This is a genomic window from Leptospira limi, assembly GCF_026151395.1.
In the GTDB taxonomy this organism is placed as follows: Bacteria; Spirochaetota; Leptospiria; order Leptospirales; family Leptospiraceae; genus Leptospira_A; species Leptospira_A limi.
Window position 1 is genome coordinate 266914 of the sequence record NZ_JAMQPV010000002.1, and the last position, 19756, is coordinate 286669.

A 19756-nucleotide genomic window follows, 5' to 3' on the forward strand; every position below is an offset into this window, starting at 1 on the left:
GCCAATCACTCCACTTGGGATAAAATAGCCATATTTTTAAAGAGGGGATGGAAGAAACGAGAATTCCATCGTTTCTTCCAAAATAGGCTAACGAACATTTTGTCCTTCCGTATTTCGCATACATACCAGATTGCAAACTTTGTGCAGACTGAACGTAGGAATCTCCATTTGGAATGCTAAAACCTTAATTTCAACTAAGAAATAGCGCTTGTTATTTGTGTCGTCTCCCAATTGATAGATTCAGGATACTTTTTTCACTAGTTAATTCCACTGTTGTTTCTAAAACATTTCGATGCCGCGTGGTATTAGGAGAAAATAGGTATCGTCCATTTCAATGTAAGATCGGATCAGACCTTAGTTTTCCAGGCAAAAGCAAAACTATGAACTTTATTAAATTTAAAATTTTATAAGCGAGGAATACTTTTGCTTAAAATTAGTTTGTGTGATAGAGAGGACGTATTGGGTGGCGGGTCTAGAACCCCACCCAATTCAGGGCGGGGATACAAAATTCACGCGAACTCATTTCTTCGCATGCGGATGCGCATTTCGATACACTTCTTTCAATCGGTCTCTCGAAACACTCAAATACACCTGTGTAGATGACAAAGAAGAATGACCAAGTAACTCTTGTACGGCGCGAATATCAGCACCTGCATTCAATAAATCAGTAGCAAAGGTATGTCTAAACTTGTGAGGAGTAATTGCTTTTTCCATACCCATCACAGACCTACGTTCCGCTAGAATATAACGAATCCCACGAGTTGTTAATTTTCCACCACGTTGGTTTAAAAAGATTTCATCGGGACCACTATTCCCACGTTCTTCCAAATAATCTTTGAGAGCTTCTCTTGCTTCAGGTCCAATGAAAACAAATCTTTCTTTCCTTCGTTTTCCCATCACTTTAAGAGATGTTAACTCCTCATTCAAGTCACTTAACTTTGCATTGACTAATTCGAACACACGAAGGCCTGTGCTATACAAAACTTCCACAATGGCTTTGTCCCGTTTTCCAAGGACTTCTTTTTTTTCAGGATCTTCATAATCCAGAATGTCTTCTGTTTCAATTGGTGTGAAATTTTTAGGTAACTTCTTCTTGGTTTTAGGAAAACTCACCTGTAAGATTGGATTGGCTCCAATTTTTTCTTCCCTGAATAAAAATTTATAAAACGTACGTAACGATGAAAGTTTGCGACTTTGTGTTCGTTTGTCTTGTTTCTTAGTGGATTTTAAATCAGAAAAGTAAGCCCTCACGTCCAAAACATCAACACTCAATATATCAATTTCTTCTTTTAGACAAAACTCAAAGAAAAATTTCAAATCTCGTAAATAAGCAAATAAGGTATGCTCTGAATAATTTTTTTCAATTTTTAAGTAGGTGCGGTAACTGCGAAATAAATCCGCCATTACTTGGGGAAAATGCTCGGGAATTTGGACTTCGAGGGCTGGCAGGGTCATACAAGAAACCTATCGGCTAAGTTTTCTTTCTCCTCCTCTAAAAAAATACTATACAAGTACTTACATTTTGTTTAGTGTTGAAAACGGAAAAAAAAAGACATAATCCAGAAAAATTCCCCACTCTTCCTAATTTGTCCCAGGCCTAATGCATAATGGAGTCACTTCGGAAGAGAAAAAGAGTGGAATTCGGAAGGGATGGGTTCATCCTTGAGAGAGTCAGTCGGATTTTTTAAAACCAACTGGCCAAGTCCCCTACCTAGTCTTTCGGAACACCGACTTAGGAGAAAGATTGATTCATGAAAAAAGAGAAAGCTGACAAAGCACAAGACAAAGAGACCGACCAAAGAAAACAGGCCATTGATGCGGCCCTAGGCCAAATTGAGAAACAATTTGGAAAAGGATCCATTATGCGTCTCGGTGCCGACACACGTATGGCTGAGATGAATGTAGTTTCCACTGGATCTTTGGACCTCGACATTGCTTTGGGGATCGGCGGTTTTCCATCTGGTCGAATCATTGAAATCTATGGTCCAGAATCTTCGGGAAAAACGACTCTTACCTTATCTGCCATTGCGGAAACGCAAAAAAAAGGAGGCATTGCTGCCTTCATCGATGCAGAACACGCACTTGATCCATCTTATGCAAAAAAACTTGGTGTCAACGTAGACGACCTTCTCGTCGCCCAACCAGACAATGGGGAAGAAGCACTTGAAATCTGCGAGTCACTCGTTCGTTCCAATGCAATTGATCTCATCGTCATCGACTCTGTTGCGGCGCTCGTACCAAAGGCGGAGATTGAAGGGGATATGGGTGATTCTCATATGGGTCTGCAAGCTCGACTCATGTCACAAGCGCTCCGTAAATTAACAGGAACCATTTCCAAATCTAGTACAACTGTTATCTTTATTAACCAAATCCGTATGAAAATTGGTGTGATGTTCGGAAGTCCTGAGACCACTACTGGTGGTAATGCATTAAAATTCTATGCATCGATCCGACTCGACATTCGTCGCATTGAAACACTCAAAGAAAAAGAAGAACCAGTTGGTAACCGTGTAAGAGTGAAGGTGGTCAAAAATAAATGTGCACCTCCATTCCGTCAGGCGGAATTTGACATCATGTATGCTAATGGTATCAATCGTGAAAGTTCACTGATTGACTTGGCAGTTCGCCATGACCTAGTCGCAAAAGCCGGATCTTGGTATTCTTATAATAGTGAAAAAATTGGCCAAGGTAAGGAACAAGTAAGGAACTTCTTCTTAGAAAATCCAGACATTGCTTTTAAAATTGAAAACCAAGTGAGAGATCTCAATGGATTGCCATTACTCGACCAAGCGAAGATCCAAACACGCGAAGTGAAATCGATTGAGAGAGATCCAAAGGAAACGAAAGAAACAAAATCTAAACAACCCGTAAGTTTCTCTACCGAAGGGGACGGAGATATCGCCGTAGGCGAATGAAAATAAACAGGCTTTCTTTTTAGGAACCATTGACCGGTTCGGGGTTTCCCGGGCCGGTTTTTTTTTACCTATTTTCTCACATTCTTCCTTACGAAAAAAGATATATGAAATTGATAGGAATCAAAATCTATCCACAGTATCTATCCTTCAGAATTCGAGTTTCTAATTTATGAATCCAAAACTATTCTTATGTATTTTATTATTCTCTTTGCAGTGCCAAGTTGTTAATAACAAACCAAGTGTAACTCAAATGGAATCAAATGAGTTTTCTGAATGGGCGGGATTATCAACCGATGATCCGGTCCATAAAAAAGAAATGGATACTAGTTGGAACAAATTGATCACTACGAAAGATTTGATCACTGAGTATTTAAAACAAAAAGACTACCATCCACATGTTAAAACTGTTGTTTATCCATTTAGTGGAATTGATGTATTAAATTTATTTTCCTTTTTTCCTCAATGCCAAAACTACATACTCTTCGGATTAGAAGATCCAGGATACCCAACAAAATACAGTGAGTTGTCGGAAAAAGAGAAATCAATTGTCAAGTCTGGGATTCGAAATCTATCCGATCATTTAGCTGGCAGAAATTATTTTACATATCGTAAAATGAAAGAGGAAACGAAGAAAAAAGAATTAAATGGTGCTTATCCCGTTTTTGTAGCGTTCTTGAAACGAATGGGTAAAGAAATTCTGGAATCAAAAGAAGAAACAATTTCTGGAAACGGAATCACTTACAAAGGATTCACCTTACTTTTATATGACACCAAACTTAACAAAAAGGAATCACTTACATATTTTAAAATATTCTTAATTGGCAATGAAGGCATCCCTGGTGATGGATTGTATGAATATTTTTCCAATTTAGGCGAGATCGGTGTTTTCACAAAATCAGCTGAATACCTCTTTCATGGTGAAAAACGAAAATCTTTCCGAGATTTACTTCTTAAAAATGCAACATTTATTGTACAAGATGAATCTGGTTTTCCAATCCGATTGTTTCCAGAAGAATCTTGGAAACGAAGTATGTTTGGAAGATACGAAAAATCTTGGAATTTATCGGGAGCAGTGACTCCAGAAAATCAACCAGAATTAATCAAACTAAGCAAAGAGACCAACGACCAAATATTACCATTCCCTTTTGGGTACGGTTTTTTAGGAACTAAAGACAACAGGCAATCTGCTGTCCTAGTGTTTGAAAAAAAATAGAACGTCAAAAAGGGATTCTAAACAACCGTCGTTGGATCCCAACAAGTTCTAAAGTTTTCATTCCAATGATTGATTTCTTTCATATCCACTGGTGTTAAACTAAAATCATACACATCTGCATTTTCTTTGATACGAATTGGATTTTTTGATTTTGGAATCACAACATTTCCAGATTGTAACGACCAGCGAATCAGAATCTGTGCATTGGTTTTATTGTACTTTTTCGCTAAATTCGTAACCCTTTCATCTTCTAATTTTTGTCCATGCGCTAATGGACTATAAGCTTCTAATAATATCCCATTTTTTTCACAGTATTCTTTTAAAGGTAAGTCTTGTAAAAAAGGATGGTATTCGACTTGGTTCATGGCTGGAACAATTTGGGAATCTTGTAATAATTCTTCTAAGTGAGGGATCATAAAATTACTTACCCCGATTGACTTTGCCTTCCCTTCTTTTTGGATTTTCTCCAAAGCTTTCCAAGAATCTTTCCGTTTCCCTGAAACAGGAAAATGGATCAAATACATATCTACATAATCTGTTCCCAGTTTACTTAACGATACATCAATAGCTTTTTGAGCTTCGTCATATCCTTGGTCTGCATTCCATAATTTTGTGACTAAAAATATCTCACTTCGAGGGATACCACTATCTCCAATGGCTTTCCCTACATCTGCTTCGTTTCCATATATTGCAGCAGTATCAATGTGACGGTAACCTGATTCCAGGGCGGCTTTTACTGCTTCATAACATTCTTTGGGTCGAGACTTCCAAACACCTAATCCAAGTAAGGGTACAGAAATCGATTGGTTTGTCGCAATTGTTGAAGTAATTTTTAGTTCAGACATGTGTATGTCTTAGACGAAAAGACCCTACCATAGGTTTTCCATGGTAGGGATCAAATTTTAAATTTGGATTTATTTTTTGGATCCTACTAACTCTGGGATTGGAGCAAATTGCAAATCATCGCCATTCCAATCTGCTCGGTATCTTCCCTCCGCCAGGGTTCCCGATAGGATTGCTTTCGCCAAAGGTCGATTCACAATTCGATTGAAGACACTACCTAATGGTCGTGCTCCAAATTTTGGATCAAAACCCTGCTCTCTCAGAATATGCTCTGTACTTTCCGAAAGTTCGACAGAGATTCCTTTCACTTTCAATCGCTCGTTTAACATACGTAATTGTTTTTCGATCAATTTTTCCATGATGGAAGAATCCAACGAATGATAGGTTAAAATTGCATCCAACCTTCCTAGTACTTCCGGTTTAAAGTCGGCTTCAATATTTTTTGAATTGGTAGTTAGAATCACAATTGTGTTTTTAAAATTGATGGTTCTACCTTTGTTGTCGGTAAGTCTACCTTCATCTAAAATTTGAAGTAATATATCGGAAAAGTCTGGATGTGCTTTTTCTACTTCATCGAATAACACAACTGAGTAAGGTTTTCTTCGAATGGCTTCTGTTAATATTCCACCTTCATCATAACCTACATACCCAGCAGGAGCACCAATTAGTTTCGCAACAGAGTGTTTTTCAGAGTATTCACTCAAATCTAAACGAACCAAATTGGTTTCTTGGTCAAATAAAAACTTCGCAATTGCTTTTGCAGTTTCAGTTTTACCAACACCAGTTGGACCCTTTAACAAAAAAGATCCAAGTGGTCTTGTCTCTGAAGAGATACCTGCATAAGAAGTTAACAAAGTATCTGCAATTTCTCGAATGGATTCTTTTTGACCATACACAACTGAATTTAGATCTTCTTCTAAGTGGAGTAAATTCTCTTGTTTGGTTTTTAGAATTTTTTCTACTGGTATCCCAGTTTGCCTTGCGATCACAGCAGCGATATGATTACGTTCTAAAATCCAACTATTTTGAAATCCACTTAGTTCTTTTTCCAATTCAGGTAAAACTGCGTATTTTAATCGAGAAGCTTCCGTATAATCTGCTCGCTGTTGTGCGGCGTCTAAATCAAATTTTACTCGATCTATTTTATTTTTGATCGAAGCAATTTGTTTCAAAGAATTGACTTCTTTTTCCCAAACTTGTTTTCCTTCTTGGAACTTTTTCTCTAAAACTTCAATTTCCTTAAGAATATCCTCGTTTTTCTTTTCTACTTGAGAGTAGATTTTTTTTGAGCGGATTTCACTCTCTAGTTCCACGAGTTCTGTTGGCATTGCTTCTGCGGAAAGTTTTAAAGCCGATGCAGCTTCATCCACCAAATCGATCGCTTTGTCTGGCAAAAACTTATCAGTGATGTATTGGTCGGACAAAAGAACTGATGCATAAATAGCCTCATCAGAAATTTTAATCCCATGGTGAATTTCATGTTTATCACGTATTCCCATTAGAATTTCAATGGCATCCTCTTTACTTGGTTCGTTTACAGGCACAGCACGAAATCTTCTTTCTAATGCTTGGTCACCAAGGATGTATTTTTGAAATTCATCACCTGTCGTTGCTCCAATACAATGGAGTTCACCTCTTGCCAAAGCTGGTTTCAGTAAGTTGGCTGCATCCATAGCACCTTCTGTTTTCCCAGCCCCTACCAATTGGTGGATTTCATCGATAAACAAAATTGCCTCACCAGCTTGTCCTTTAATATACCGCAAAAGTGCCGTTAGTTTTTCCTCAAATTCACCCCTGTATTTTGTTCCAGCCATTAATTGGCCCATATCAAGAGAATAAATGGTTTTCCCTTTTAATACATCAGGAACTCTTCCCTTTACAATTTGTTCTGCTAGACCCTCAACGATTGCCGTCTTTCCAACTCCAGCACTCCCAACTAACACCGGATTGTTTTTGGACCTTCTACCCAAAATTTCCATTACTGATCTGATTTCTTTACTTCGACCTATTACAGGATCCAATTTTCCTTCTTTCGCCAAATCATTGAGATTCACAAGAAAATTTGGTACTTCTTCGTCGGTCTCTTTGATATTCAAATCCTCATAGTTGATCTTTAACTCCGGCAAAATCTGAGGCAAAAATTTCAGAAAATCTGCTTCCTTCAGCTCTTCCCTTCCATTCTCAGCAGCTCTGGACGATGCCATGGTAAACCATTGGGCAAGTTTTGGAGATGTACGAAGTGATTCGAAAGGAATCTCTCCTGAGGCCCGCGCTTGTTTCTTTAAAAATTCATCAACTGTAGATTTATATTTCAGTAACGCCTTTCCTGAAACAGAAGTGGGTAAGGTCATAAATCCCCATACCAAGTGGTAAGGAGTGATTTCTGTATTTTGCCTGCGAATTGCTTCTGTCTGTGCAATGTCCAAAGCTCCTTGGACGTTTGAGTCATATTGTTTCATAGTGTTTCCTCACTTTTAGCACTCTAAGGCTTAGACTGCTAATTTTACGTTCTGAATACAAGTTTTTTTTGAAAAGGGCTTTCTCAGATGCATTCTTCGTCCAATTCTAGTGAAGTCAGTAGGAAGATTGGAACCAAACCCTTGGGAACAACAGGTACCACAATGAGAGGAGACGGGATGTTTGTGCTTTTTTTTAGAAAAACATTCTGGTTTGGAATTCTTTTCCTTTGCGCGATCCCAATAGAAGCCCTACCCCTCTCCATCGAGGAAACAAATAATTATAGAGACATAGGAAGGTATTTTGAGTTTACGATCCCGAGTAACCCAGAAGTGACTCTAGAAGAAATTTCAAAACAGGAAACACTCTGGAAACCCAATCCTAAAAATGTGATTTCGTTCCCTAGATCCAAAAACCCCGTTTGGTTAAAAGTAACACTAATCCATTATGGAAACTTTCCTCACACTTTCTTTTTGCACCTATCGAATCCCGTGGTGGACCTTTTCGAATTGCATTCAGAAATCAATGGAAAATGGAACACACAATGGTCAGGTGAACAGGTATTACAAAAGAATAAGCCAATTTATTCCCATTTATCAGCTTTCCCGATTACATTATCAGCAAATGAAACAAGGACGATTTATTTAAAGATCAGATCGGACAATCCAATCTTTAGTTTTGCATCAATTTATAATTCGAGAACCTTTATCGCCTATTCCAAAAAACAAGATATATTCTTCGCCGCTTATTTTGGAGCAGGATTTATGATGTTCCTTTTCAGTCTTTTTTTGGCACATACCCTACGGTATAAAAAGTTCTTTTACTTTTTCTTTTATCTTGCAACTGTCTTATTTCTAAACACTTACTCTACTGGATTTATTCAATATTTAGAATTCGGTAATTCCAATACTTGGAAATATTATTTGTTCCCAATTACAATTTATTTTTCATCGATTTTCGGATTACTTTTTACATTAGAGTTTTTAGAAACCAAAAATAAATATACAAAACTATTCAAAGTAACGTCGAGTTACATTCTCTTATTATTAATCGTGATTCCAACGATTTCCTTTTTGGATTTACGATTTTTCATGCAACTAACGGTTGTCTTGGTTTCCATATCGCTTTTTTTCACAATCATCATCTCAATCACGACTCTGTTGAAAAGTAAGAGGAAAATTGAAGTAATATTATTCCTTTTGGCTTTTGGATCATTACTGATTGGAGCATCCTATTATATTTTTACTGTCCAAGGATTTATCAAACCATTTCATTTTGCATCTTACTCATTGCCGTTGGGCTCAGCAATGGAAGTATTTTTTCTCTCACTTGCCCTCGTTTTAAGGGTATCCGATTATAGAAAGTCAAACGAACAAAAACAAGAAATTGATTTACAACTTAAAATTGCGCAGAAACTACAAAATGGATTATTACCAAAAAAAAGAACTCATGCATTAGAATACCCCCTTGGTTTTAGATATTTACCAGCAACAGACATTGGAGGAGACTTTGTAGAAATCATTGTAAAAGAAAATGAACTTGGATTATTTTTGTGCGATGTGTCTGGGCATGGAATTCCTGCAGCGATGATTGCTTCCATGACTAAAGTTTCATTGGAAATTTGGAATGATACACTAGACAAACCAGCATTAGCTGCTGAAAAAATAAGAAAATCTCTATTAAGTTCTTTATCTGGCCATTTTTTAAGTGCATTTTTTGTATATATCAATCCAAAAGAAAACACACTCCGTATAGCAAATGCAGGCCATTTACCCCTCCTTCACCTAGACCGAGAGGGAAAAATCACTACGTATACTAGTTACGGTAGAGCCATAAATGAATTCATTAAATCGGATATGATCGAAAAAAGTTTCCCCCTTCCAAAAGAAGGAACCTTCATTTTATTTACTGATGGTGTCATAGAAGCAAGAAATATCAATACCGGAGAACTATTTGGTGAAGAACGATTTTACAATTTAATCCAAACTCTCGCCAATAAACACCCACAAATCATCTGTGATTCTGTAATCGAAGAAATTCAAAAATTCCAAAAAACTAAACGATCAGATGATGATATTACGATTTTAGCTTTATCGATGGATACAGATATTAACTTCGAATGAACTATTTTGTCAATTTTTTAAACCATAGCTTTCCAAGCTGGGAAGTACAAATCAAATTGAGTTCCAACCCCTACCTTGGAATCAACTAATATCGTTCCTCCCATTTTGGCTAAAATTCCATAAATGATGGAAAGACCGAGTCCCGTTCCTTTTCCACCTTTTGTGCTGAAAAATGGATCAAAGATTTTTTCCAATATCTCCTTAGGAATCCCGCTTCCATTGTCTATAAAACTCAGTTTCCAATATTCAGTGTTTTTCAAAAAACCTACATGAAAAAGTTCTGATTTCTCATATGAAACTTTTGTTAACGAAATTGTGATTTTAGGATTTTGCGAATCTTGAAACGCAAATAACGAGTTTTCATATAAATTTGACAAAATCTGAAAAATCTGAATCGGATCTGCTTCAATAAATGCTGACTCATTTCCTAAATCAGTAAATAGAGTCACTTTATTTGCAGAAACAAATTTCACTTCGTTTAACACCTGCAACAGTTGTTCTCGCAAATCTAATTGTTTAGAAGTAACATGTTCAATTTTAGAATAAGTTAAAATTTGTTGGATTAAATTTTTTGCTCGTTCCAATGATTTGGAAATTCCCTCGATCGCAGGAAGGGACCTTTCGATCATTTCATTCGATGATTCCTTTGACCACTCCGCATTCAAATAGGAAATATAAGCCATCATAGGTGTTAATAAATTATTAAAATCATGTGCAATTCCACCTGCAAATGTGCCAAGAGCTTCCAATTTTTGAGCTTGTGCATAAGCTCTTTCTAAAACAATTTTTTCGGTGATGTCTTTGGCTTCTAACACAATGTATATTATTTTACCATTCGCATCATTTAATGGATAAAAATCGCAATCAAAGTATTTTTCACGTCCATCTCTCAATCTATAAGATACAAATACTTCAAATGTTTGATTTTTTAATGCTAACTTCATCCCATAAGTTAATTTTTTGATAGAATCTTCATTTGAATCGGAGAAGATAGAACTAATCAATTCTAATCCTTGAACATCGGATTCATTGCGCTCGAAGGATAAAACTGAATTCCGATTCATCCGTATGATGTGACCCTGTATATCTAATAAAAATATAGCTTGTGATGAATTATTGAAGATCCCCTTGAATAATTGTTCATTGAGTTGGATAGAATTTTCTAAATCAGAGACATCAGATATGTCATGGATGGTTCCAAAAATACGAAAACGATTTTCATCAAATCGCTCTGCCTCCAACCATAAATTTACTTTTTTACGACCGTGTTTTGTATTTAAATGTAATAAAAATTCTTTTGAAGTATTTTCGCTGGTGACTTCTTGCCAAATGGATTCAATTTTTTTCCTTTCCTCAAAATCTAATAAACTCCATACCTTATCCATCAATGGAATTTCATTAAAATCATAACCCAATATTCGATACAATTCCAATGACCAAAGGGTATTACTTTCAGGAAATATCACTTCAAAATGACCTAAATGAGAAATCTTTTGTGATCTAGTTAAAATTTCTTCACCATGAACCAACATCTCCCAAGCTTTTTTCTGTGATTGTTTTAACCTAAGAGCTTCTAACTCTCGATTGACGACAAACGGAAGTTTGATAATGGATGATTTTGGAAGGAATTCAGATGCTCCTAAATTTAAATATTCAGATGCAGCTTCTTCAGGAATGAATTCCGTAACGAGTATAACTGGTAATTCAGGATTTAATTCTTTGATGCGATGAATCACATACTTGCCATCAAAATCTGGTAAATAATAATCTGAAATCACAAGATCCCAGGACTTGTCTAAAATGGACTTTTCAAATTCAATTTTCCATTCTACCCTTTCTGACGAGACAATGAATCCAAAATTTTCTAAAACAGATACAATAGCCTTGTAAGAAGCAACTGAATCTTCTACAACTAAGACTTTTATTTTTCTTTGGCTATCCATGATAGAAATTTTTAATTAAACAATCCAAATATGGGCAATTCCATATCTCCTAAAATCTCGGCTTTATGTTTATATGCAGTACCTCGCCCTTCTGCTAAAGCAAACTTACCTTTGGAAAAATCATTGGGAGATAAATAAGGAGAATTTGTTTCTAATCGGATTAATTTTTTACCTTTCTCTTTTGCTAAAAGTGTTTTCAAATCCTCTGTTTCGGTTTCAATGATTTGCACTGATGCATCTAACGCCCGCTTCATCATATTTTTACTAACGGGTCTATTGTTGTTAATTTGATGGATGACAATTCGATCGATGCTTGGATCTAAAATTAATTCTTTAATAGGTTCTCCATCTCCAATGCCTCCATCTAAAAACTCTTGTCCTTGGAATTCTTGCACTTCATAAAGGAATGGAAAAGCAATTGATGCCATTACAGCATCTAATACATTCCCTTCAGTGATTAACTCTCTTTTGTTTTTTGATAAATTAGAAACTGCAATCCCCAATTTGATAGGTAATTCGGAAAATTTTTTATTCCCTAAGTATGGATATAAAATTTTACGAGTTGCTTTCCCTGTCAAAACTCCGCTAGATTGGTTCCATCCTTTTTTTAAGAGACGGCCGAGCAAAGTTAAGGAATTGCCTTCCCAAAAATCTTTCTTTTTGAGACCCAATACAACGGATTCAAAATCCACCATCTCTCTTCCAGTTGCATAGAGTGCACCAATCATGGCACCTGAACTTGATCCAGTGACGATCGCAGGCTTAAATCCAATTTCTTGCAAACCTCTTACAAAACCTGTGTGAGCAAAAAAACCAAAAAAAGCAGACTTTAAACATAACGCCGAATATTTTTTAGGAAAAATAAGTTCAATCATAAGTAGAATTAGAGATACCTTTTTAAACGTTTCGAAACCATTTTGATACGGATACTTTTGTTATATCATAGAACAAAACTCCAATAAAAGCAACCAGTATCGCTGAAGAAAATTGTAGAAAATTGAGTGGAACAAATCGAAACAAACTGTTCATTCCAGGCAAATAGATCGACAGAAGTAAAACTGCGATGGTTCCAATAAATACAATATTGATCATTGAGTTTCGAATTCGCATCCGACTCCACATCGATTCATGTAAAGAACGATTCGCCAATATCAAAAACAGATTCGAAAATACTAAAGTAACAAATGAGGCTGTGCTTACCACTTGGTTGTTCGATTCATGATTTAAAAACATATGAGTAAGCCAATAAGTAGAAACAACTGACAACAAGGAGAAGGCTCCTTGGATTAAGGATGTAACGAATAGTTCTCTATCCAATAGAGGTTCCGAAGATACTCTTGGTTTCCGTTTCATCAAATCAAATTCCGCATCTTCTTTTTCAAAAACGATCGTACATGTTGGATCGATTACCATTTCCATAAATACAATATGAATAGCAGAAAGTACTACAATAGGCCAGTTCAATAAGATTGGTAAAAATGTGATTCCAACGATTGGGATGTGCACTCCAATTAAATACCCAAGAGCTTTTTTTAGATTATCAAAAATTTGCCGACCAATACGAACAGATTCTAATATAGAGGAAAAAGAATCATCTAACAAGACTATATCGGCAGCTTCCCTTGCGACATCCGTTCCACGTTCTCCCATTGCTACTCCAATGTTAGCAGTTCGTAATGCGGGAGCATCATTAACTCCATCTCCTGTCATCGCGACTATTTCACCTTCAGACTTCAGAAATCTAACCAATTTCCATTTATCCTCTGGACTAACCCTGGAAAAAACATTACATTCTTTTAGTACTTTTTTAAATTCTTGCTCCTCTAAATTGGTGAAATCTTTTCCCGTATATACTAAATCTGAATTCTTTAAACCAATTTGTTTAGCAATATTTTTTGCTGTTTCTGGATAATCTCCTGTGATCATTATCACACGGATTCCAGACTCATAAGCAGTTTTTACAGCGATTGGTACAATCTCTCTAATTGGATCCAAAAAAGAAAGTAAACCATACATTTCATACTGAGCTCCGGTTCTTTCTTCCGGAATATTTTTCAAAGGTGTTTTCGATTTTGCGACAGCTAGTACTCGATACCCTTCTTTCGCTAACTCATTTGTTTTGTTTGTCCAATATTTCAAATTTTCCGAATCCAATTGGCATAACTCAAACACTGCCTCTGGTGATCCTTTCGCATAACATGAATATTCGTTTTCTTCCTTTAAAACTCGAATCATAGTTAATTGTTCAGGTGTTAACGGAAAATCTTTTATAGACAATAATGATAAATCACCTTTTTGATGAAAAACATTCATACAATCGGTAATTGCGATGTCCATAGGATCAAAACTCGGATGTTTGGAAGCAAAATATGCAATTTGTATTATGGTTTTTGAAATATCAGAGACTTCATTTACATGTTCTAAATTTTCTTCGAGACCCTTTGTTGTAATTTTTCCAACTTTCATTTTATTCTTTGTAATAGTGCCTGTTTTATCAGAACATAAAACCGTTGCAGCACCCAGAGTTTCAATGATTGATGATCTTCTTACCAATACATTTTTAGTACTCAACCGATATGCACCCAAAGCAAAAAAGATTGTCATTACTAAAGGTAACTCTTCCGGCATTAACCCTATAGCAAGTGTTAACCCAGACAATAATCCTTGTAACCAAAGGGATTTCACAATTCCAAAATAAAGAGCAAGTAAAATGCATAAACCAGCAGCAACGAGAAATAGATTTCTAACCAATCTTGCCACCTCAATTTCCAGCAGTGTTTTTCCAACGGTTTCATCTGCTATCTTTCTTCCTATTTTACCAATTTCAGTATGATTACCAACTGCGTTTACCCTACAAACACCTTCCCCTGAAACAACAAGAGCTCCACAATATACCGATTGTCCCATTCCCTTATTCACTGGGATCGATTCACCCGTTAGTAACGATTCATCACATGAAAACAATCTGTCAGATAACAATTCAGCATCTGCAGGGATTCGGTCTCCTTCATTTAGAATGATCAAATCCCCATATACAACATCTTTCCCTTCAATTCGAATGATTTCTCCTTCTCGAATAACGTTCGTTCGTGGACTCGCTAAAGAACGTAAGGCAGAAATTGCTGTTTCGGTTTTTTTCTCTTGATAAAATGTAATACAAACAATTCCGATGACTGAGCCTAACAATAATAAGGCCTCACCTCGGTCTCCCAATAGTAAATATACAATACTAATGGAAATGAGAAGCAGAATCATTGGTTCTGTCACCACTCCAAACAACATCCGAAGGAAACCAATTCTTTTGGAGGAACTAATTTCGTTTGCCCCATAAACTGAACGGTTCTTTTTTACCATGTCTAAGGAGAGACCCATTGTGATGTATTCAGAGATTTGTTTTGGTATTGATTGCATTTTGATTCGAATTTTGGTTTGAATTTTAAATATTTCAGATTAACATTCTAGAATGTGCGATACATCTCTTGCGACTGAAAAATTTACAAAAACGCAAAAAAGGATCTTTGCGAAAAACTCGGATAGGGAACCAAATGAAGCCCAATCGATTCTTCATCTGCCTCGAAAGGAGTATCCAAAAAATTCGATCTTAAAAACCACCTTCATTGAAATACCACAAACATCCGTTACTTATGAAGTTTTTTTATCAAAACCGTTCCATATGTGGGGCGCCGAAATGGGAGTGAATGAATTTGGAGTTTGTATTGGAAATGAAGCTGTCTTCACAAAACTCAAAATTCATAAAAAGAATAATGGCTTAACGGGAATGGATTTGATTCGTTTAGCTCTAGAAAGATCAAAAACAGCAAAAGATGCCTTATTTTTGATTACAGAACTTTTAGAAACATATGGTCAGGACGCTTGTGGTGGATATGAAAACAAATCATTTTTCTACCACAATAGTTTCATCATTGCAGACAGAACTGATGGTTATGTTTTAGAAACTGCAGATCGATATTGGGTAGCAAAAAAAATTGATTCGTACTATGCAATTTCCAATGGACTAACAATCGAAAGAGATTTCGAGTATTGTTCTACAAATTTAATTGAAAAATTAAAATATAAATCCAAAGAAGATTTTTCCTTCAAAGCTTATTTTAGTGATTCTTTTTACACTTATATGAGCCATTGCCATGAAAGGAGAAAGTTACACCAAAAAACTGCAGAACAGTTTCAAAACATTCATTCTACTTACGATTCAAAATTGGCAATCGAAACTTTGAAAACACATCTCATTGATACGAATGAATTTGAACCATGTTTTTCATCCATGAAGTCACTCTGTTTACATGCAACAGGTCCAACAACACCTAACCAAACAAATGGAAGTTTGGTTGTTGAATGGGATACTTCAGAAACTAACCAAGACCCATTACGAATTTTTTACACTGGTACTTCTACTCCATGTTTGAGTTTATTCAAACCATTCTTTTTTGGTACAAAAAACTTCATCAATGCATCTAGTTTAGATTCCAATGGAAACTATGCAGACACATTATGGTGGTTACATGAATCAATAGCAAGAAAATCTAATTTTGATTACCAAGGTGTAAGATCCATTCTTGTTCCAACACTTGTTGGACTACAAGATTCCATTTATTCAATGACAAAAGATCCACTTTCCATGCAAAAAAAGGAGGAGATCCAATGGAGGTTTTTGAAGGACCATGTTAACATTCTGAAAAAAGTAGATGATGAATTATTTGATGCAAAAATCGGTAAGAGCCGATGGCAAAATCCGATTTTTCAACTCTATTGGAATAGCCAAAATCGAAAACTAGGATTTCGTACTTCCAACTAACAGGATCAATATATCATTTACATTGGTGCCAGTGGGTCCAGTCGATACTAAGGCATCTATGTCCTTAAGGATTGGATAAGAATTGGAATTGAGTAATTCTTTTTTTGGATTCCAACCTTTATTTTCCATTTTATGAATGGAATCATTACCAACAAGCCCGCCTGCAACCTCGGTTGGACCATCTGTTCCATCCGTTCCACCAGATAAGAACATCCATTCCCGTTCTGTAGGATGTTCATTGAGTAATATCGAAACCCGAAGTGACGTTTCTTGGTTTCGACCGCCGATCCCATCCCCCAAAACAGGACATACCATTTCACCACCTAACACAATCATTTGACTCATCGGTGAATCTAATGCTAATAGAAATTCCTTTTCAAAGAGATACGATGTCTCTTCTGAAGAACCTGACCAAGTATCACTTAACAATTTTGTCTGGTATCCTAATTTTTTTCCTTCTTCTAAAATTCGATGGATGGAACGAGTGAGATTACCCAATATAAAATAATTTGTACTTGGATAAGTTGGTCCTGAAGAAATCGAATTTGGATCATCTCCAATAACATCCGAAATGACCAAGGTATACACTTCCAAGTCTTCGTTTAGTTCTTTTAAAAGTTTTCCTCCTTTGACTTTCGAATACTTTTTTCTTTCTGAATTGATTTCCTGAATGGATTTCCCACTCTTTAACAATTGATTTTGAATGTTCGTAAGCTCTCCTAATGACAGGCCATCAACTGGAATTTCGAATAAACTAGATCCTCCTCCAGAAAGTAAAACCACAAGTCGATCATTTTTACCCAATTGTTTTAATTGGTCCAAAACTTCGAGAGCATACCGAATTGAATTCTCGTCAGGAATAGGATGGGAAGCCTCTCGGTATGTCCAAATTAGGTCCTTACCATTTCCTGAATAAACAAATGGTAAATGATTGTACTTCGTTAGGACATAACCTTTGTTCACCGGAAAAAAATCAGAGAATGATTTTGCCATGGAGTAAGCAGCTTTACCCAAGGAAAATACAAATTGTTTTTTTGATTGGTCGGATAGTTTCTCCACCAATTCGAGGTTTCCATTACTAAATTCTTGGAACAATTCCTTTGGACTTGCTGCATTTATCCCTTGATGAAATAAATAAAGTATATCATCTCGAAGCGATTCCAAGAGTTTTATTTCCTAGTTTTTGCATCCAGTAAGTCAAAGCTGATTTGATTTCCATTTAGTTTACCAAAACTCAAAACATCTGTTGGACACAATGAAACACATGCAGAACATCTTACGCACTGTACGCTGTCCATGGGAATCCCACGACTCGCATAACTCATCACATCGATACCTTGGTGGCAATTTTTTGTACAGATATTACATGATATACATTTTTTTTTATCTGAAAAAATTCGAAACTTACTAAATCTCGCATATATATGCATAAGTGATGCAAGTGGACAAAACATCCTACACCAAACTCGGCCCGAGTATAAAAAATAACATCCAACACCAACAACACCAGCGAGACCAATATCAACAAAAATGTCGTAATACAATTTGATAGAATCGGCAATCATTTCTCCTAATGATAGAACAGGTAACAATGACTTCCCATACACACTAAAGAGTTTTAGAACTGTAAGTAAAAAGCTTAAGAAGAGAATGTATTGACCTGTATGTTCCCATCGATACGCCGTTTTGGAATGTGGCATTTTTTGACGGTATTCATCCCCTAGAGTTTCGGCAAGCCCACCACAAGAACAAATCCAACCACAATACACACCTTTTCCGTAATGATACACCATTAAAGGAATCAAAACAAAACTAAAGGACAAACCATAAACCAACCAAAAGGTAGTGATCCCACCGTCATACAACACACCCATACTGAGGGGCCATGCTAAAATGAATCCATACGCCTTCCAATATGCATTAGAAGGAAATATTTCCCTTCTAATAAATCCTTCTGGGCCACCTAAATAGCCAAGATCACCTAACTTTGGTAATATCAATTCAGGCAATAGGAATAAAAAGAAAATCTGGATTCCAATTAAAGACAATGTTTGGTAAAAGATGTACTGGGTTTTCCGAACCACCATCCTTCTAATTCCAAAGATCAAAATTGTGAGTGAATATAAGAAGGTGTAATGGAAGGAAGGGTATTTGCCAAATAATTGGAACTGTTGGTAGGTTGCCAAAAAATAAATTGACAAAAAATACAAAAAAGCAAAAACGAAATAAGAAACTTTAAAAATCTTCCACCCATCAAACTTTTGTTTGTTTTTGGATAGCGAAATAGTAGCATATAAAATCAAACTCAATGCAGAATAAACGGCAAATGTGGATGCCACTGCGGAAAACCAAAAAGGACCATAAAAAGAGGCTTTTCCAAAATAAGCAGTGAATGCAAAACCCAGAAGGCTCGAAAATCCCAACCAATCCAAAAAATTCTTTTGGTTTTGTAACTTAACACCAATTTTCTGAAAAAAATGAAGTGGTGGCATATTACCAATTAATATATATACTAAATCCGATTTGATTTTGAGAGCGGATTCTTTTTCTATCACAAAAACATTCGTTTGGTTAATCTCTGTTAGTGTTGCGTTATAAAGGATTTTAATTTTCCCTTGAGATGAAAGTGTTAAGACCTTTTTTACATTTTCAGATTTTGCTTTATTAAATTCATTCCCTCTATGTATGAGTGTAATCTCTTTTGCATATTCGGAACACAGAATGGCAGATTCTAATGCGGTATCACCCCCTCCTACGATGACCACTGATTGGTCCTTGGTATCTTTCGGATCGATCAAACGGTATAGAACATTCGATCCCATTTCTCCTTTGATTCCTAATTTTTTTGGATCACCTGATTTTCCCATTGCAATCACAACAGAATTCGTTTGGTATTTCGAGCCAGATTCTGTTACTAAAGTATACCCAATCTGGTCTTTTTGGATGTGGACAACTCTTTGGTTTGTTTCGATTTGGATTGGATTTTGTTTTAAAAAATGATTTAAATCTTTTAGAAGACCTTCCTTTGTTGTATCAACAATTTTGATTGCAGAACTTCCAATATAATCATTTGGTTCAGCAAAGATTGGTTTTCCATTAGGATAACTCTGAATGGTTTGAAAGGGTAAATTCGATTCTAAAACGATATACTTTTTACCCAATCGTTTTGCTTCTAAAGCACAAGACACACCGGAAGGTCCTGAACCAATGATCACCACGTCATAACGATCATTTTTAAAATTAGGGATGTGATTCCAAACTTGAACACCGCTTTCTGTAGCCATTTTCAAAAGTGGAACACCCGTTAGATCTCCAATCACAAATACATTCGGTAAATTTGTTTCATAGGAGTCAGATAATTCTGGGTAAATTTCCACTTCACCAGTGGGAGATGAGTTTCTTAACCAATTAAAATAAACTTGAGGCCACATACCATTGTATTGGACATG

The 19756-nt window shown here is 36.1% G+C and carries 12 protein-coding genes; 4 read left to right on the forward strand and 8 right to left on the reverse strand.

The window, feature by feature from the left end:
* Positions 1–519 precede the first annotated feature (519 nt).
* Positions 520–1455: a site-specific tyrosine recombinase/integron integrase gene (gene xerA, locus ND812_RS14810; protein ID WP_322113699.1), complete on the reverse strand. Its 936-nt coding sequence runs from the start codon at positions 1453–1455 to the stop codon at positions 520–522.
* Between the two features lie 296 nt (positions 1456–1751).
* On the opposite strand from xerA, the gene recA reads away from it, so the two are divergent.
* Positions 1752–2915 (forward strand): recombinase RecA, encoded by a 1164-nt coding sequence (gene recA, locus ND812_RS14815; RefSeq protein WP_100727826.1) that lies wholly within the window; start codon positions 1752–1754, stop codon positions 2913–2915.
* A 169-nt stretch (positions 2916–3084) separates the two neighbouring features.
* The gene (locus ND812_RS14820; RefSeq protein ID WP_265376154.1) at positions 3085–4128 is read left to right on the forward strand and encodes a hypothetical protein; all 1044 of its coding nucleotides are present in this window, start codon (positions 3085–3087) and stop codon (positions 4126–4128) included.
* 17 nt (positions 4129–4145) lie between these two features.
* On the opposite strand, the gene ND812_RS14825 is transcribed toward ND812_RS14820, so the two are convergent.
* Together ND812_RS14825 and ND812_RS14830 are read right to left on the reverse strand one after the other, a co-directional pair.
* On the reverse strand, positions 4146–4979 hold the full coding sequence (locus ND812_RS14825) for an aldo/keto reductase (RefSeq protein ID WP_407658569.1): 834 nt from the start codon (positions 4977–4979) through the stop codon (positions 4146–4148).
* 63 nt (positions 4980–5042) lie between these two features.
* Positions 5043–7430 (reverse strand): ATP-dependent Clp protease ATP-binding subunit, encoded by a 2388-nt coding sequence (locus ND812_RS14830; protein ID WP_265376156.1) that lies wholly within the window; start codon positions 7428–7430, stop codon positions 5043–5045.
* Between the two features lie 177 nt (positions 7431–7607).
* On the opposite strand from ND812_RS14830, the gene ND812_RS14835 reads away from it, so the two are divergent.
* Positions 7608–9551: a SpoIIE family protein phosphatase gene (locus tag ND812_RS14835; RefSeq protein WP_407658567.1), complete on the forward strand. Its 1944-nt coding sequence runs from the start codon at positions 7608–7610 to the stop codon at positions 9549–9551.
* Positions 9552–9568: 17 nt separating this feature from the next.
* On the opposite strand, the gene ND812_RS14840 is transcribed toward ND812_RS14835, so the two are convergent.
* Genes ND812_RS14840 through ND812_RS14850 form a run of 3 tightly spaced genes read right to left on the reverse strand, consistent with a single transcriptional unit; the run spans position 9569 to position 14905 of the window.
* A complete protein-coding gene (locus ND812_RS14840) occupies positions 9569–11494 on the reverse strand; it encodes a hybrid sensor histidine kinase/response regulator (RefSeq protein ID WP_265376158.1) in 1926 nt (641 codons plus the stop codon).
* Between the two features lie 11 nt (positions 11495–11505).
* Entirely contained in the window at positions 11506–12369 is an 864-nt protein-coding gene (locus ND812_RS14845) for a patatin-like phospholipase family protein (protein WP_265376159.1), read from the reverse strand.
* Between the two features lie 22 nt (positions 12370–12391).
* Complete coding sequence (locus ND812_RS14850; protein ID WP_265376160.1) at positions 12392–14905, reverse strand: cation-translocating P-type ATPase; 2514 nt, start codon at positions 14903–14905, stop codon at positions 12392–12394.
* A gap of 52 nt (positions 14906–14957) precedes the next feature.
* On the opposite strand from ND812_RS14850, the gene ND812_RS14855 reads away from it, so the two are divergent.
* Complete coding sequence (locus tag ND812_RS14855; RefSeq protein WP_265376161.1) at positions 14958–16307, forward strand: C69 family dipeptidase; 1350 nt, start codon at positions 14958–14960, stop codon at positions 16305–16307.
* On the opposite strand, the gene ND812_RS14860 is transcribed toward ND812_RS14855, so the two are convergent.
* Positions 16284–17471, reverse strand: a complete 1188-nt coding sequence (locus ND812_RS14860; RefSeq protein WP_265376162.1) for a glycerate kinase type-2 family protein — start codon at positions 17469–17471, stop codon at positions 16284–16286. The two genes, ND812_RS14855 and ND812_RS14860, sit on opposite strands and share 24 nt — an antisense overlap.
* 5 nt (positions 17472–17476) lie before the next feature.
* A complete protein-coding gene (locus tag ND812_RS14865) occupies positions 17477–19738 on the reverse strand; it encodes an NAD(P)-binding domain-containing protein (protein ID WP_265376163.1) in 2262 nt (753 codons plus the stop codon).
* Positions 19739–19756: the final 18 nt, after the last annotated feature.

Excerpts from the sequence above, each read along its gene's own strand:
- ND812_RS14820 (WP_265376154.1), top strand. The coding sequence starts at position 3,085 with ATGAATCCAAAACTATTCTTATGTATTTTATTATTCTCTTTGCAGTGC.
- ND812_RS14835 (WP_407658567.1), top strand. The coding sequence starts at position 7,608 with ATGTTTGTGCTTTTTTTTAGAAAAACATTCTGGTTTGGAATTCTTTTC.
- ND812_RS14830 (WP_265376156.1), bottom strand. The coding sequence starts at position 7,430 with ATGAAACAATATGACTCAAACGTCCAAGGAGCTTTGGACATTGCACAG.
- ND812_RS14850 (WP_265376160.1), bottom strand. The coding sequence starts at position 14,905 with ATGCAATCAATACCAAAACAAATCTCTGAATACATCACAATGGGTCTC.
- ND812_RS14840 (WP_265376158.1), bottom strand. The coding sequence starts at position 11,494 with ATGGATAGCCAAAGAAAAATAAAAGTCTTAGTTGTAGAAGATTCAGTT.
- recA (WP_100727826.1), top strand. The coding sequence starts at position 1,752 with ATGAAAAAAGAGAAAGCTGACAAAGCACAAGACAAAGAGACCGACCAA.
- ND812_RS14855 (WP_265376161.1), top strand. The coding sequence starts at position 14,958 with ATGTGCGATACATCTCTTGCGACTGAAAAATTTACAAAAACGCAAAAA.
- ND812_RS14865 (WP_265376163.1), bottom strand. The coding sequence starts at position 19,738 with ATGTGGCCTCAAGTTTATTTTAATTGGTTAAGAAACTCATCTCCCACT.
- xerA (WP_322113699.1), bottom strand. The coding sequence starts at position 1,455 with ATGACCCTGCCAGCCCTCGAAGTCCAAATTCCCGAGCATTTTCCCCAA.
- ND812_RS14845 (WP_265376159.1), bottom strand. The coding sequence starts at position 12,369 with ATGATTGAACTTATTTTTCCTAAAAAATATTCGGCGTTATGTTTAAAG.